The 13,923-nt window shown below is 40.3% G+C and carries 16 protein-coding genes; 12 read left to right on the forward strand and 4 right to left on the reverse strand.

Annotation, left to right across the window (positions count from 1 at the left end; genetic code table 11):
* The first annotated feature begins 142 nt into the window (after positions 1–142).
* The 3 genes from trmB to IWA51_RS05900 are packed head-to-tail and all read left to right on the forward strand — an operon-like array spanning position 143 to position 3,349.
* A complete protein-coding gene (gene trmB / locus IWA51_RS05890; protein WP_230402742.1) occupies positions 143–808 on the forward strand; it encodes a tRNA (guanosine(46)-N7)-methyltransferase TrmB in 666 nt (221 codons plus the stop codon).
* Between the two features lies 1 nt (position 809).
* The gene (gene ligA, locus IWA51_RS05895) at positions 810–2,759 is read left to right on the forward strand and encodes an NAD-dependent DNA ligase LigA (protein WP_198443565.1); all 1,950 of its coding nucleotides are present in this window, start codon (positions 810–812) and stop codon (positions 2,757–2,759) included.
* Complete coding sequence (locus IWA51_RS05900; RefSeq protein ID WP_198443566.1) at positions 2,756–3,349, forward strand: hypothetical protein; 594 nt, start codon at positions 2,756–2,758, stop codon at positions 3,347–3,349. The genes ligA and IWA51_RS05900 overlap by 4 nt, the downstream gene beginning before the upstream one ends.
* Here the strand turns inward: IWA51_RS05900 and IWA51_RS05905 are convergent.
* From IWA51_RS05905 to recO, 4 genes are all read right to left on the reverse strand, one after another.
* Positions 3,343–4,341 carry a M23 family metallopeptidase gene (locus tag IWA51_RS05905; RefSeq protein WP_230402726.1) on the reverse strand — a complete coding sequence of 333 codons (999 nt, stop codon included), beginning with the start codon at positions 4,339–4,341 and terminating at the stop codon, positions 3,343–3,345. The genes IWA51_RS05900 and IWA51_RS05905 overlap by 7 nt on opposite strands.
* Before the next feature lie 22 nt (positions 4,342–4,363).
* Positions 4,364–6,499 (reverse strand): single-stranded-DNA-specific exonuclease RecJ, encoded by a 2,136-nt coding sequence (gene recJ, locus IWA51_RS05910; RefSeq protein WP_198443568.1) that lies wholly within the window; start codon positions 6,497–6,499, stop codon positions 4,364–4,366.
* Positions 6,499–7,824: a thymidine phosphorylase gene (locus tag IWA51_RS05915; protein WP_198443569.1), complete on the reverse strand. Its 1,326-nt coding sequence runs from the start codon at positions 7,822–7,824 to the stop codon at positions 6,499–6,501. Before IWA51_RS05915 ends, recJ begins: the two co-directional genes overlap by 1 nt.
* A gap of 89 nt (positions 7,825–7,913) precedes the next feature.
* Positions 7,914–8,675, reverse strand: coding sequence for a DNA repair protein RecO (gene recO, locus IWA51_RS05920; RefSeq protein WP_198443570.1), 762 nt, complete (start codon positions 8,673–8,675; stop codon positions 7,914–7,916).
* A gap of 141 nt (positions 8,676–8,816) precedes the next feature.
* Here recO and IWA51_RS05925 point away from each other — a divergent pair, with 141 nt between their 5' ends.
* The 9 genes from IWA51_RS05925 (at position 8,817) to IWA51_RS12845 (ending at position 13,845) form a co-directional block, all read left to right on the forward strand.
* The gene (locus IWA51_RS05925; RefSeq protein ID WP_177527944.1) at positions 8,817–9,095 is read left to right on the forward strand and encodes an AbrB/MazE/SpoVT family DNA-binding domain-containing protein; all 279 of its coding nucleotides are present in this window, start codon (positions 8,817–8,819) and stop codon (positions 9,093–9,095) included.
* Positions 9,079–9,483: a putative toxin-antitoxin system toxin component, PIN family gene (locus IWA51_RS05930; protein WP_177527945.1), complete on the forward strand. Its 405-nt coding sequence runs from the start codon at positions 9,079–9,081 to the stop codon at positions 9,481–9,483. The genes IWA51_RS05925 and IWA51_RS05930 overlap by 17 nt, the downstream gene beginning before the upstream one ends.
* A gap of 494 nt (positions 9,484–9,977) precedes the next feature.
* Positions 9,978–11,171, forward strand: coding sequence for an AAA family ATPase (locus IWA51_RS05935; RefSeq protein WP_198443571.1), 1,194 nt, complete (start codon positions 9,978–9,980; stop codon positions 11,169–11,171).
* 357 nt (positions 11,172–11,528) lie between these two features.
* Positions 11,529–11,744, forward strand: a complete 216-nt coding sequence (locus IWA51_RS05940) for a hypothetical protein (RefSeq protein ID WP_198443572.1) — start codon at positions 11,529–11,531, stop codon at positions 11,742–11,744.
* Positions 11,737–12,162 carry a PIN domain-containing protein gene (locus IWA51_RS05945; protein WP_198443573.1) on the forward strand — a complete coding sequence of 142 codons (426 nt, stop codon included), beginning with the start codon at positions 11,737–11,739 and terminating at the stop codon, positions 12,160–12,162. The genes IWA51_RS05940 and IWA51_RS05945 overlap by 8 nt, the downstream gene beginning before the upstream one ends.
* 29 nt (positions 12,163–12,191) lie before the next feature.
* Positions 12,192–12,377, forward strand: a complete 186-nt coding sequence (locus tag IWA51_RS05950) for a hypothetical protein (protein ID WP_198443574.1) — start codon at positions 12,192–12,194, stop codon at positions 12,375–12,377.
* 477 nt (positions 12,378–12,854) lie between these two features.
* On the forward strand, positions 12,855–12,980 hold the full coding sequence (locus tag IWA51_RS12785; RefSeq protein WP_268969608.1) for a hypothetical protein: 126 nt from the start codon (positions 12,855–12,857) through the stop codon (positions 12,978–12,980).
* A gap of 455 nt (positions 12,981–13,435) precedes the next feature.
* Entirely contained in the window at positions 13,436–13,732 is a 297-nt protein-coding gene (locus IWA51_RS05955) for a hypothetical protein (RefSeq protein ID WP_198443575.1), read from the forward strand.
* A complete protein-coding gene (locus IWA51_RS12845; protein ID WP_329601795.1) occupies positions 13,732–13,845 on the forward strand; it encodes a glycosyltransferase in 114 nt (37 codons plus the stop codon). Before IWA51_RS05955 ends, IWA51_RS12845 begins: the two co-directional genes overlap by 1 nt.
* Positions 13,846–13,923 lie beyond the last annotated feature (78 nt).

Consider the following 13,923-nt stretch of genomic DNA (forward strand, 5'->3'; position numbering starts at 1 on the left):
TGCAGATTTTAATGATGAACAGAACTTCGCAGAAAGCAGCGATGTTCCTCAGACAGATGATCCTGTTCCGGTTGCGGGAAAGGAAGACGGTGTATCACTTTTTCGCCGTACAATAAAAACTTATGTAATCCGTGCAGGACGCATGACAGAAAGCGAGCGACGCAGTTATGACGAACTGCATCAGGTCTGGTGCGTACCTTTTGAGCACAGAACACTTAACTTTACCGAGTTGTTCAATAACACAAATCCCGTTATAATGGAAATTGGCTTTGGCATGGGACAGGCTACCGCACAGATTGCACAGGATAACCCTGGAATGAATTACATTGGCAGTGAAGTGCATGTTCCGGGAGTAGGCCGTCTTTTGAGTGACATAAAGAAAAGACAGCTCAAAAATCTTTACATAATAGAATACGATGCACTCGAAATTTTAAGGACAATGATTCCCGACGACTCGATTGCAGGCTTTCATGTATTCTTTGCCGATCCCTGGCCTAAAAAGAAGCACCACAAAAGACGCCTTATGCAGCGACCCAATACAGATCTTCTTGTAAGCAAACTTTCGCCCGGCGGATACATTTATTTTGCAACCGACTGGGAAGAATATGCCGAAAACGCACTTGAAGAACTGGAGTCAACACCGGGACTCCATAACAAATACGAAAAATTTGCCCCGCACCAGCAATGGCGCCCAAGGACAAAATTTGAACAGAAGGGAATAGATGCCGGCCGTGAAATTTTTGAGCTATATTTTGTAAAGGACGACCCGGATCATTCAGATATGCCGCAGGAAAACAGGAGCCTTTAATATGGATCTTTTTGATATTGCAGAAGCAGAAGAAAAAAACAAACGCATTAAGTATCTTGTGCCTCTGATAAAAAAATATCAGAAATCATATTATGACGGTGAAGGTGAAGTGTCAGATGCAGAATTTGATGCGCTCTGGGATGAACTCAAAAGCCTTGACCCGTCAAATCCTGTTCTTCAGAAAGTGGGTGCAGACAGCGCAAACTTTGAAAAAGCCCTTCATGTCATGCCAATGGGAAGCCAGGCAAAAGCAGCCTCACCAGAGGAATTTCTTGAGTGGGCGCAGAAACACGTTTACCCTGAATATCTTGTTGAATATAAACTTGACGGTGCCAGCCTTGAACTTCAGTATGAAAAAGGCCGTCTTGTAAGAGCCGTAACGCGCGGTGATGGTACAACAGGCGATGTAATTACACAGAATGCCATAAAGATGAGCGGTGTTCTAAAAGAAATTTATTCTGCTAAAGGAAAACCCGTTGACTTTACAGGTGGTGTGCGCGGCGAAGTTATAATGACCCATGAGGTTCACAAAGAAAAATTTTCTGACAAAGCCAACTGCAGGAACGCTGCCAACGGTCTTATGAAACGAAAAGACGGCAACGGCTGCGAAAACCTTACTTTAATAACATACGATGTCTGGGCAACAGAAGGAAACCAACCCTTTACAGACGAAGAGTCAAAGATAAACTGGCTTGTTTCATGCGGTTTCAATTCTGTTCCGCTCAAAATATGCCGTTCTCCTTCAGAAGTAATAGAATACCGCGCCGAAGTAATGGAACTGCGGCCTTCTCTGGAATATGACATTGACGGTCTTGTAATAAAAGAGCGCACGGTAAACCACGAAGACGCAAGCCGTGCAAGACCCGACAGACAGATTGCATTTAAATTCAGTCTGGAAGAAGCAGTATCTATTGTACGCTCTGTGGAATGGAACGAAGCGGGTGCCACATACACGCCGGTTGCAGTTTTTGATCCGGTAGACCTTAACGGAACAACCGTCCGCCGCGCAAGTCTTGTAAACCCCAATCTTATACGCTCGCTGGGACTCAAAATAGGAAGCCACGTTGTTGTTGTAAAGCGCGGCGAAATTATTCCAAAGATAGAGTCTGTCGTACAGGAGGCCGGCGTTCAGTCTTTAAAGGACATAGAGTTTCCTGTAAAGTGTTCTTCATGCGGAACAGAACTTGTAGACGAAGGAACAAGGCTTTACTGTCCGCAAAAATCGTGCCCAAAACGCATTCTGCACCGCCTTTTAAAATGGGTTTCGGTAATAGACATACGCGATTTGGGAGAAACACTTGTAAAGTCACTCTTTGAAAGTGGAACAGTCAGGTCTGTGAGTGATATTTACAAACTTGACGAACAAACACTTGCGCCGTTTTTCCTTAATGAAGAAAGCTTAAGTCAGGAAAAAAAGTCTTTAGGCGCGCATAAAGTTGCCCTTTCTATACAAAACCACAGAACGGTTACGCTCCAGAAATTTATTGCCGGCTTTGACATAGAGGGAATAGGCGAGACTGTTGTAGAAAAACTTATAGACGCCGGTTTTGACACTTTTGAAAAAATTACTGCAGCCACAGCAGAACAGATTGCCGGTGTTTACGGCTTTGCAGAAATTCTTGCCGCAACCTTTGTTGAGGGAATGAAAGAAAATGAAGATGAAATGCGCTACCTGCTTGAGGGCGGAACAATAGAAATTTTAAGCACAAAGAGCGGGCCTCTTGCAGGAAAATCCTTCTGTTTTACTGGAGAACTTTATGCTTTAAAGAGAGCCGACGCGCAGAATATGGTAAAAGCTGCAGGCGGTTCTGTAAAATCTTCTGTTGTCAAAGGCCTGGATTATCTTGTAACAAACGACACTTCGAGCGGTTCATCCAAAAACCTTAAAGCCGCAAAACTTGGAATTCCTGTAATTAATGAAAAGGAATTTCTTGCAATGGTAGGAAAATGAAAATAAAAACAAGAGACAGTGCCGTTCATATTATTGCAGCCTCTGTTCTTGCAGCATTTTTTATTGCCGTCCTTGTGTTTGCATACAAATATTTTATCTGTTATTATGCAGCTTCCAATCTTGAGTCATCCCTGTACTATGACTGCGCAAAAGTGCTGGTTTACGGGTCGGGTGATGATTCTGTAAGTGCTTCAATAACATTTACAGACAGCGACTCAAACATTGTGGCAGAATTTGAACGCTCGTGGAATGCGCCTTCTGTTTCTGTAGATTTTGCCTGCGTTACATTCCTTGGAAAAAAATCTTATTTTCCGTACAGAATATATGCGTCAGACAGTCCCGGTGTAAATTCAGGCGTAATGTTAAGAAAACATCTGTTTTCAAAAGGACGCTTTGAACTTCTTGGAAGCAGTTGGACTGATGAACAGAAAAAATATGCGGGAATGATTGCAGATTTTGCACTTACTCCCGCATTTTCTATTTTTTCATCACACCTTACATATTATTCAGTAAACCTTGGCGGCTGTGTTCCGGGTAAAGAATACAGACTTTTTGTAGGAAGCCGCGGACCTGGGATTTCTGCCTACTGAAGGCTTTCAAAGGCAAAATTGTTCAAAAAGAAATCAGGGCTAACGGCTGCCATATTGAGCCTTACTTCCCAGTGAAGATGAGGTCCTGTTGCAAGTCCCGTAGAACCGCTCAGCCCAATAAGGTCTCCCTGTTTAACGGTGTCGCCTTCTTTTACATTAAGCGAACTCATGTGGTAGTAAAGGCTGTAAAGCCCCGGAAGATGTTCTATTACAACGCTCCAGCCCGTAGAAATTCTTGACTTGGCAAGAACAACTTTTCCGGCTGCACATGAAAGAACATTTGTTCCTTCGGGAATGCCGTAGTCTATGCCGTTGTGAAGGCTTGTTGAAGATTTACCGTTTGTATAGGCATAAACACGCCTGTCTGCAAAAAATGATGTTCTTCTTGTTGAATCAGTCGGGGCGGCAAACGAAGTTGTCTGGTAAACGGACTGCATATCTGTTGTGGCAAGAATGTCATTGAGTTCTGCTATCTGCCTCATGCGTTCGGGACTTGTGTCTGTTTTGATCATCGTGTTGTTTTCGTCAAGATCCAGAGTTTCGCTAACAAAAGTTTTTGGTTCAATTTTGACTGGAAGGCTGAATTCATACTTTTTCTGTCCGTAAAGACTGTATGTTATTTTAACGGAATATTTTTCTTCGCTGTCAAGCCACGACGAAAGCGGAATCCCAGAGAGCATTGTCAGAACCGTGCGCGAACTGCTTTTCGGAAGTTGGTAGAACTGTGACTGCGAAAGTTTATTTTCACCTGCAAAAAATTCCATAGAAGCTTCTGTCGAGCCGAATTCGGTGCGGGAAACTTTGTTTTTGCGGCTGGTCTGCGTAAATTTCATTCTTACAAAAACAGCATCTCCAGGACACGCGCTGTCATTGTAGCTGAGTTCAATGCTGTAGTCTTCGCCTTCGAAAACCGCTTCTTTTGAAAATGCGCATGCAATTCCCGCTATAAAAACTGCCACAAAGAGCGCTGCTTTTTTTATACAAAATCTCATATTGTCCCCCGGTTTATTCATTTTAGAGATTGTCACTTTTTTTAATATCCACAAGATTTATCTGCGGAGTTTCTATTCTGTTGAACACATTGCGTTCGACCCTAAAAATAAAGTCAACCCTGTCGCCAACGTTAAAGTCCCTTCCAAGCCGCTCGCCTTCGTTCCAGAAGATGCACGGCCATTTGTATTTGCCGCAGTCGACTGTAATTTTCAGATGCATTTTTTCGCCTTTTCCCATGCGCTGGCCCGAAGCAACCCTTATGTTTTTTGCCATAAAAAGCAGCTGAGGGTTTTCTTCACCGTACGGCTCGAATCTGTCAGAAATATCAAGAAGGGCAGGTGTAAGGTATTGGGCCGGAATTTCTGCATCTATGTCGCCGCCAGTATCTTTTGTGTCACCGAGTTTAATTTCTGAAGAAAGGGTTTTTATTCTTTCTTCGAATTCTGCAAGCCGTTCCCTTTTAAAGCTGAATCCTGCTGCAAAATTGTGCCCGCCGTGATTTATAAATAGATCGTCCATTTTGTTAAGAAACTGCGTTACATCATAATCTCGGCAGCTTCTCATTGAACCGATTGCAATTCCGTCTACAATAGTAACGGTCATGGCAGGAACATTGTATGTAGAAACAAGACGTCCTGCAAGAATTCCGCTTACGCCCCTGTTTATTCTTTCATCTATTACGACACAAAGTTTGTTGCTGTGAAGTGGGATTGACGCTTTTGCCTGAATGCCGGCATAGTTCCACGCGTCTACACAAAGCTGCTTGCGTTCTGCGTTAAGTTCAATAATCTGTTTTGCGGTTTCGAGGCGTTCATTCTGACTGTCTGTAATAAAAAGTTTTGCCGCAAGTTCCGGCTGGCCAAGTCTTCCTGCTGCGTTAAGGTGTGCTACAACAACCCAGCTTAAGTCAATTGAATTAATGCGTTTGCCGGTAAGATTGAGTTCTGCCATAAGTTCACGCAGACCCGGTCTTATTCTTCCCGAATTGATTGACTTGAGGCCGTTTTTTACGAAGATTCTGTTTTCGTTTTTCATAGGCATAATGTCTGCAAGAGCCGCCAGTGCCACAAGCTGCAGATCTTTTTCTTCGGCCTTTGCAAAGGAAGGAAAGTCTTTTGCAAGCGACTTCTGTACCCATGTTACAAAAATATTGTAAAAACCGCCTATTTCTGTTGGCTCGTGGTCGCCGTACTTTGCCATTTTTGACATGCCCTTAAGCTGGGTAAGTGTCATTGACGCAAATTTTGGAAAAAGTTTAGCCGCCTCTTCCCTTATGTCTACCAGGTTGAACTGCGCACCGTCACCAAAAAGAGACTGCAAATCCTGTGACAAAGTTTTTGCATCCCATGCCAGAAGAAGCTGCCCCTGCAAATAGGAAGGAAGATTTGTGTCAGAAAGAGAAGCCGTGTTTTGGTCAATGGTTTGTGTAAGGCGGCTTACCGGAACAAGATTGCGCACTTTGACGCATTCTACGGCAGAATTTTCTTTATTTACGTTAAGAAGGGTTACGTCCTGCTTGTACCAACTGCTTTGGCTAAAGCGGATTGCGCTTACAAGTTTATATACAACCGCGCAGCCCGAAATGTCGGGGAACGGGTAGCCTGAATTTTCTGTCTTTGGATCAATGATTATGGCCGGTGAGGGCAGTGTCTCTGGAGCATTGTGATGGTCAACAACAATTACGTCCAGTCCAAGTTCTGCAGCTTTTGCAATTTCTGCGTTGTTCGAGATTCCGCAGTCCACGGTAATAATGAGCGAACCGTAATTTGCCGCAAATTCTTCTACAGCCTGTATTGAAAGTCCGTAAGCATCATCGCCGCCCGGCAGTTTGTACGAAACATCAATTCCCATAGAAGAAAGACAGTCGTACAAAACAGTAGTAGAAGTAACGCCGTCTACGTCTCTGTCTCCAAAGATAAGCACCTTTTCGTTTTCTTCCTTTGCGTCAAGAATTCTGTCTACGGCATCTTCCATGGCGGCAAACATAAAGGGACTGTGCTGAAACCGCAAATCGTCTTCTATATAATAGAGAATATCGCTGCCGCTCGTTATTCCCCTTCTGACCATTATGCTTGCAGTGATGGGGTCAAGTGAATATTTTTTAGAAACAGATTCTACCTGAGTTTTTGAAATTTGTTTTTTGAACCATTCAGACACTATTTTATTTCCTTTAATATCAATTTGTTTTGTGTAATTGTTGTTTTTGAATATGAAACGGCTTTTTTAAGGGCTGCAACGCCTTCTTCAAGGGATTTTTCATCCTTTGCGTAAACGTCCATAATTTTTTGACCCGCTTTAACGGCTTCACCCTGAACTTTTGAAAGAATTATTCCAGAGTCGGCATCTACCTTGTCAGAAGTTTTGTTTCTTCCGACGCCAAGATTAATGCATGCAATTCCCGTTTTGTAAGCGTCTATTTTAAGGTAACCGTCACTTTCTGCATTAAGCTGTGCGTGGAAAGGAGAACGGCGTTTACCCTGCTGTTCAAGAAGTTTTTTGCTGTCACCGCCCTGGTCATCTACGTTTTTAAGGAATTTTTCAAGTGCACGGCCGGAATTTACTGCTTGTTTGCAAAGTTCAAGTCCTTCTTCTATAGAAGCGACTTTGCCTGCAAGAAGTGCCATGCGTGAAGCAAGAGCGTATGTAAGTTCCATTACGTCTTTTGGCCCGTTACCCTGAAGGCATTCAAGCGACTCTTCGATTTCGAGGTAGTTGCCGGTTTTTAGACCAAGCGGGGTTTCCATGTCTGTAAGAAGCGCCACGGCTTTTTTGCCCATAGCCTGCGCGGTTTTTACAAGGGATGTGGCAAGATTTTCTGCTGCGGCCGGTGTTTTCATGAATGCACCCGAACCATATTTTACATCAAAAACAAGAGCGTCACTTCCTTCTGCGACTTTTTTTGAAAGAATGCTTGCTGTAATCAAAGGAATGCTTTCTACGGTACCGGTCACGTCCCTGAGCGCATACATAAGACGGTCAGCCGGAACAATTTTCTGTGTCTGGCCAGTCATGGCGTAACCGTTCTGTGCAATGAGCTGTTCAAACTCTTGTGGCGAAAGGGCAACTTTGTAACCGGTAATTGACTCCAGCTTGTCCAAAGTGCCGCCTGTGTGTCCCAAACCCCGGCCGCTCATCATGGGAATCTGTACTCCAAGACATGCTGCAATTGGCGCAAGCGGAATACTTATTTTGTCTCCTACACCGCCGGTTGAATGTTTGTCTACAAAAGGTCCTTTTAAACCAAGGTTTTCCTTTCCGTGAAGGTTTATAATTTCTCCTGAATGAAGCATGCAGTCGGTAAGGGCAGCAGTTTCTTCAAAAGACATTCCGTTAAAATATATTGCCATAAGAAAGGCAGACATCTGGTAGTCGGGAATTGTCTTTGCAACATAACCGTCTACCATAAATTGAATTTCTTCTTTTGTAAGGGGTTGCGGAGTGGGGTTTCCTCTTTTTTTTATGATAATGTCAGCAGCTCTCATGACCCGTAACCTCCTGTTTTTTTATAAGACTTAATTTGAAGACTTTATTATAGCACATTATGCCGTTGTTTTCTATAATAAATGTATTTCTACAAGATACCGGCACCTGTTTCGAGTGTACGCAGTTTTGTTCCGGAGGCTTTTTCTATAAGATAGAAGACAAGGCGCTTCATCTGGTAAAGGCTTTCTTCTTTTATTTTAATCTGCCGAACTTTTCCTGGGGCAAGTTCATTTACTGCTGCAAGATAGGTGAGTGCATCGCCGTCTGCATAAATTGTTTTTGATTCTGCATGGGAAGTACAGTCTTTGCATGTAAAGGAAGAAAGTTCGGGGGAATAATAGGAGAGTGCATTTTTTGCAAGAAGATTTGCACCGCATGAAGCGCATTCGTGAAGGGGTGGCTGTACTCCAAGAAGTCCCAGGTAGCGCCACAAAAAGCGTATTGTTCCAAGCCGCGCACCGTCTTCGTCACTTGCGTCTGTTCCGTCTGCAAATGCTGTAAGAAGGCGGAATGTCTGGAACGGGTCTCCGGCGCATTTTGTTGTTATTGCTAGTTCGCATGCAAGGTTTACGGCCCAGAGTTTGTAAAGGCTTGTTCTTAAAGAAAGATGGCAGTTTTTTGCGTCAAAGTCGGTAATCTTTTTTGAATGCCGCGCCTCATCGTTGTAGATGTACATTGTTCCGCTGTAAAAGGGCTGAACCATTGCGCGCAGTCTGCTTTTTGGGCCGCCGTAAAGTGTTGCATAAAAAATACCCAGGTCAGGTGAAAGCGCGCGCACACTGCGGTTGTTTTCACCCTGCGCCGTAACGCTCAGAATAATTGCCTGTGTTTTTAAATTGCGCTCACCCATGATTTAATAGTAATATTTTTGGAGCGCAACGGCAACTGGAATCTTAAGGGAAAGACTATGGTATTTTAAAGTAAAAACCATTGAAAAGTAATATGAATCGTGTTATTCTTAAGTAAGAAATTCTTACTTTTGGAGGTTGATATGGGTGTAGAGGTTTTAACAGTTTCATCAAAAGGCCAGATTGTACTTCCAGTCAAAATGAGAAGAACTATTGGTATTACAGATGGTGATAAACTTGCAGCCTTTGCTTCTGACGATGGAGTAATAATGCTTAAGGTCGTAAAGGTTCCGACTGTTCAGGATTTTAAGGTACGCCTGGACGAAGCCAAAGATTGGGCTGAATCTGTCGGTTATAAAGAAGAAGATATCAGTGATATTATCAAATCTGTAAGGCTGGCAAAGCGTGAAAATAGTAATTGACACTAATGTGGTTATATCCGGAACTTTCTTTGGAGGTAATCCAAGGAAAATTCTTGAATCTGTAGTATCACATGATTTGGATGCCTCTGCCACAACAGAAATTATTGATGAATATCAGGAAATCGTTGACGAGATGATTGTACGAAAACAAGGTCATCTTCGTAAAGATTTGCTGGTTCCTTTTATCAATAGTCTTGATTTGATTGAACCTGTTACAACAACTGATGTTTGCCGGGATCTGGATGACAACAAGTTTCTCTCGTGTGCCAAAGATTCTGATTCCCTTTATATTGTTAGTGGCGATAAAGATTTACTTGAGTTGCATACATTTGAAGGTATTCAAATAATTACCGCAAAGAATTTTGTGGAAATGTATCTGAATACTTGAAAATAGTTTTTTGTGCAGTGTTAAGTACAAAATTGACAGAATAAAACAGATTTGGTATATTGAATGAAGGAAATGCCCGAGCATTTGGTCATCTCCACTATGTACGATAAGCCGTCCAAGCTTCGAAAACTAATGGGCGGCTATTTTTTTACTCTTTACTTTTTAAGGTAGGTGAGTATTGCTATAACTGTGGTAATTATTGTGGCAACGCAGGTTACCAGTGAAATAACTACTTCTATAGTCATAGACAAGCCTCCCAAAATCAAATTTCGGTAAAAACCGATTGAGTATGGGAGATAACCGCCTGTTCAGGCATTTCCTATATATTAAATATAACATATTTTAATAAGTTTGCAAAGTGGTTTTGCTGCATGGGTTCTCGCTTACACTCGGGGGATTACTCTTTTTAGAGGTAATGCGACGCTACGCACTTGCAACCGCCTTAATATGGATATTGAATAAACTGATATTTTTGAGTATTCTAAGAGAAAAACATGATTGAACACATTTATATTGATAATTTTAAGGCTTTTAATGAAGCTGACATATACTTTTCTCCCGTAAATATTATTGTAGGAAATAATGGTGCTGGGAAAAGTACGCTTCTGCAGATTTTAAGTTTTTTATCATCAGTGACGCATGAAGATTTTTCCAGTGTTCTAAGCAGAAGACAGCTTAAGGTGGAAAATATCAGATCAAAACTTAGTACAAAAAAAAAGATTAAGTTTGTAACCGATTTTAGTTTGGATGTAGACGGGAAAAATAAAAAACTCCGATGGGGACTTTATCTTACTCCAAACAGTGGTAAAAATATCCTAGAGTTGACAGAAGAGTGGGTAGAGGATAATCCAGATGTATACGATTCTGGAAAAGATTATCTGCGCTTTAAATTTGCTTCAAAAGAAGCATACAGACTTAAAAAAAGTGGAGAGACGGAAAACATTACTGTATTTAATTACACTTCATCAATTCTTAAACTTATAGATACAGACAATAATGACTTTCCTGAACTTGCATCTGTTAAAAGATTTTTAGATTACTCATATTCATATGACTTGCTTAATCCTGATGAAATGAGAAAAAGTGGACGTGGAACAGCGGAAATGATTGGTGAAAAAGGAAGATTTTTAACTTCCTTTATAAAAGGACTTTCCGAAACTCAAAAGGCAGATTTAAACAAACGGGTTAACATTCTTACAAATACAATAAAGGAAGTAGACACAAAAACATCAGGACAGCCGGGCTGGACTACAATTGTTACGACAGAAAATTACGGCGGAAAGAATATAAAATTTGATTCAAAAGACATTAGTGACGGAGATTTAAGGCTTATAGCCTTTGCTTCTTTGGCAGAAGTAGAAAGTTCACAGGGCTTTATTTTGCTGGATGAAATAGAGAATGGCATAAATACTCAAAAAGCAAAACTCCTTATGGAATGGCTTTTGAATTATTCAGTCAAATATAATAAACAAATGTTTGTTACGACCCACAGTACAGTTTTTGTTGATTATGTTCCGCCGGAAAGTATTTCTTATATTTACAGAAATAAAGATAATGGTTGGGTAGTTTGTGAAAAATTATTTGAAACAGATGCCATGAAAAATAAGCTTGAAGACTTTTATCCCGGTGAAGTTTTATTAAATATGAGTGAAAGTCAGATAATTGATGCTCTGCTTAAAAAGGACTAAAAATGACAGTTGTAATTACAGGAGAAGGTGTAACTGATTATGGCTGGAAAGATTTTGGAAGCGATGTTTGGAATGAAGGTTCTGCGGCAAAGTTTTGACAGCTTTTGCAGGAAGATAGAAAAATACTTTGAAGGCTCTAGTCACAAAATGACAGAATAAGATAGATTTGGTATATTGAATGAAGGAAATGCCCGAGCATTTGGTCATCTCCACTATGGATTATAAGCCGTCCAAAGCGTCGAAAACTAATGGGCGGCTATTTTTTTTACTTTCATAAAAAGTCAATGAGTAAATCTTCAGATTATTGTAGACTTATAATGGCAGGTTTAGTATACTTTTAATGCGTGGAGGTAAATTATGGAACTGGCATTAGATAATATGTATGATTCTCTTTCTTTACCCATGAAAAAAAAGGTTATGGGGTATGTTTCAAAATTGTACAAACGTTCTATTGCTGATTCTGACAAAGGTCTTTTAACAGATGAAATTCAGAAAATGGTAGAGTTTTCCCGTGTTTTACCTCATGCAACCTGCCATGAGTCCTGGACAAGGGAAGATATGCACCGTGGATAGAGTTTTCATTGATACAAATATACTTTGCTACACAGTTGATGCAGCTGATATTACAAAACAGAACTTTTGTGCTAAAATTTTAAGCAAGTTAAGTCGCTCAGGAACTGGAAGAATTTCTACTCAATCTTTGCAGGAGTTCAGTAATGTGGTTATTAAAAAATTAAAATTTCCTCCAGAAGTAACAGTTGAATTTTTATCTTCATTGATTAAATCATTCAAAATTTATAACAATAAGCCCAAAAATGTTCAGGAAGCTGTTCGAATTTGTGGAAGGTATCAACTTTCTTTTTGGGATTCTTTGATTATTTCTGCTGCAAAGGCAAGCAGATGCAAGATTGTTTATTCAGAAGATTTGACTGACGGTCAGATTATAGACGGCGTAAAAATAGTAAATCCTTTTAAACTAAATGATTTATAACGAAAGGGATTATCCGTGCAAATACTGTAATGCTTGAAAATGACGATTTGCAGAAATATAACGGCTCAGAAGTTGTAGTGACTGTTCTTGATAAACAAATGCCAAAAGAACAGGCCCTTGAAAAAAAAATTTCCAAACTAGAAGAAGGCAGAAAGTCAGCAGAAGAGCAGGGATGGATTTCTTCCGAGAAAGTACGTGAAATGCTTGCGATATGACAGTCAAAGTAAATAGGTAATGTGGCTCTAGTCACAAAATGACAGAATAAGATAGATTTGGTATATTAAATTAAGGAAGTGCCATAACATTTGGTCTTCTCCACTATGTATGATAAGCTGTCCAAGCTTCGAAAACTATTGGGCGGCTATTTTTTTACTTTCATAAAAAGTCAATGAGTAAATCTTCAGATTTTGGAATGACTTTTTAAGTACATTAGCAACAAAGTGAGAATGTACAATTTGATCAGAACGTTTGCAAAGTGGTTTTGCTGCATGGGTTCTCGCTTTCGCTCGGGGGATTACTCTTTTTAGAGGTAATGCGACGCTACGCACTTGCTTGCGTCTTATGTTTTAATAGTGAACATTTTTTTTGTAAACAACTTGACGGCACTCTTTTACAATAGTATAATCTTTTTTACATTAGTTGTAACTGTTTACGAGGGGCGAGGTTGGCCCATAAATAAGTACTTCGATCCGGTGTCTTGTTCTGCAGATGAGAGAGCTGCAGATGGTATGGAAGCCATGCTTACCAGAAAGGGCGAAAGCGTAGAATTGGGGGAATGTAAACGGTGGTTCTGGAATAATTCTCTTCTTTTGGAATAGTAATTAAATTTCTTCAAGTCCAATAGACGGTCGCAAGCTGCATTACATGCTCACCGCCGAAGGTTTTACTGTTTTGACAAAAAGAAGCATTTCATTCATGCAGCGAAACTTTACACAGTTTTACAATTATAAGAAAAATATCGACAACCACATAGAACAGGCCAAACAAGCCGGAAAATCAAAAGTAGTTTTTTATAATGGAAGAAAGTTGTCAGGCAGTCGGAGTTTGCGCTGGCGAGAGGGCGAGGGGAATAGTATTTCTGAAAAAAAACATAAAATGATATTAATCAACATATAAAATCTATGTATTATTTTTGAAATAACGTTATGAAAAAAGAGGAGATGTGTAAATGATAGTAGAACAGGATAATGAATCACAAAAAATTTAAAAAAAAGAATCGGAAGAATTTTTGAGAATTGTGCTGGGGCAAAAAAATAAAAGGAGATGTAAAAGTATGAATGGAAATCAAGTTCGACCAGAAAAATGGACAAATGTTATTGATTTATATGATAACGGTTGGTATTCATATATTTGGGGAAATTATGACGGTGGCTCTGATAAAAGTCTTGGAGCTAGATGGAACGGCGGAAAAAACGTTGGATATCCAAATCAAGGTGCTTATCCAACTTGGTATGTCGAACCTGATTTTGTAACAAATGATATTTTGTTTTCTATTTATAGAGATGTTCAAATTAATCCTCAAAATGGAAATTTAAATAATATAAAAACAGCAATTATGGAGAATATTTAATGTTTGATAATTATGATGAAACTCCAAAAATCTCATGCATTGTTCCTGTATACAATGTAGAAAAGTATCTTCGTCGTTGCGTTGACTCAATACTGATGCAGATATTTATATAGTAGGAAGTGATCAGGTTTGGAACCCGGCTTGTTGTGGGGGAAGTACTCTAGAACAAGCAAAGCTTCCTCTTCATGCTT

It is taken from the genome of Treponema peruense, assembly GCF_016117655.1.
GTDB classification, from domain to species: Bacteria; Spirochaetota; Spirochaetia; order Treponematales; family Treponemataceae; genus Treponema_D; species Treponema_D peruense.

Coding starts and splice junctions, on each gene's coding strand:
- IWA51_RS05900 (WP_198443566.1), top strand. CDS start 2,756: ATGAAAATAAAAACAAGAGACAGTGCCGTTCATATTATTGCAGCCTCT.
- recO (WP_198443570.1), bottom strand. CDS start 8,675: ATGGGTGAGCGCAATTTAAAAACACAGGCAATTATTCTGAGCGTTACG.
- IWA51_RS12845 (WP_329601795.1), top strand. CDS start 13,732: ATGTTTGATAATTATGATGAAACTCCAAAAATCTCATGCATTGTTCCT.
- IWA51_RS05915 (WP_198443569.1), bottom strand. CDS start 7,824: ATGAGAGCTGCTGACATTATCATAAAAAAAAGAGGAAACCCCACTCCG.
- IWA51_RS05955 (WP_198443575.1), top strand. CDS start 13,436: ATGAATGGAAATCAAGTTCGACCAGAAAAATGGACAAATGTTATTGAT.
- trmB (WP_230402742.1), top strand. CDS start 143: ATGACAGAAAGCGAGCGACGCAGTTATGACGAACTGCATCAGGTCTGG.
- ligA (WP_198443565.1), top strand. CDS start 810: ATGGATCTTTTTGATATTGCAGAAGCAGAAGAAAAAAACAAACGCATT.
- IWA51_RS05950 (WP_198443574.1), top strand. CDS start 12,192: ATGCTTGAAAATGACGATTTGCAGAAATATAACGGCTCAGAAGTTGTA.
- IWA51_RS05935 (WP_198443571.1), top strand. CDS start 9,978: ATGATTGAACACATTTATATTGATAATTTTAAGGCTTTTAATGAAGCT.
- IWA51_RS05940 (WP_198443572.1), top strand. CDS start 11,529: ATGGAACTGGCATTAGATAATATGTATGATTCTCTTTCTTTACCCATG.
- IWA51_RS05925 (WP_177527944.1), top strand. CDS start 8,817: ATGGGTGTAGAGGTTTTAACAGTTTCATCAAAAGGCCAGATTGTACTT.
- IWA51_RS05905 (WP_230402726.1), bottom strand. CDS start 4,341: ATGAGATTTTGTATAAAAAAAGCAGCGCTCTTTGTGGCAGTTTTTATA.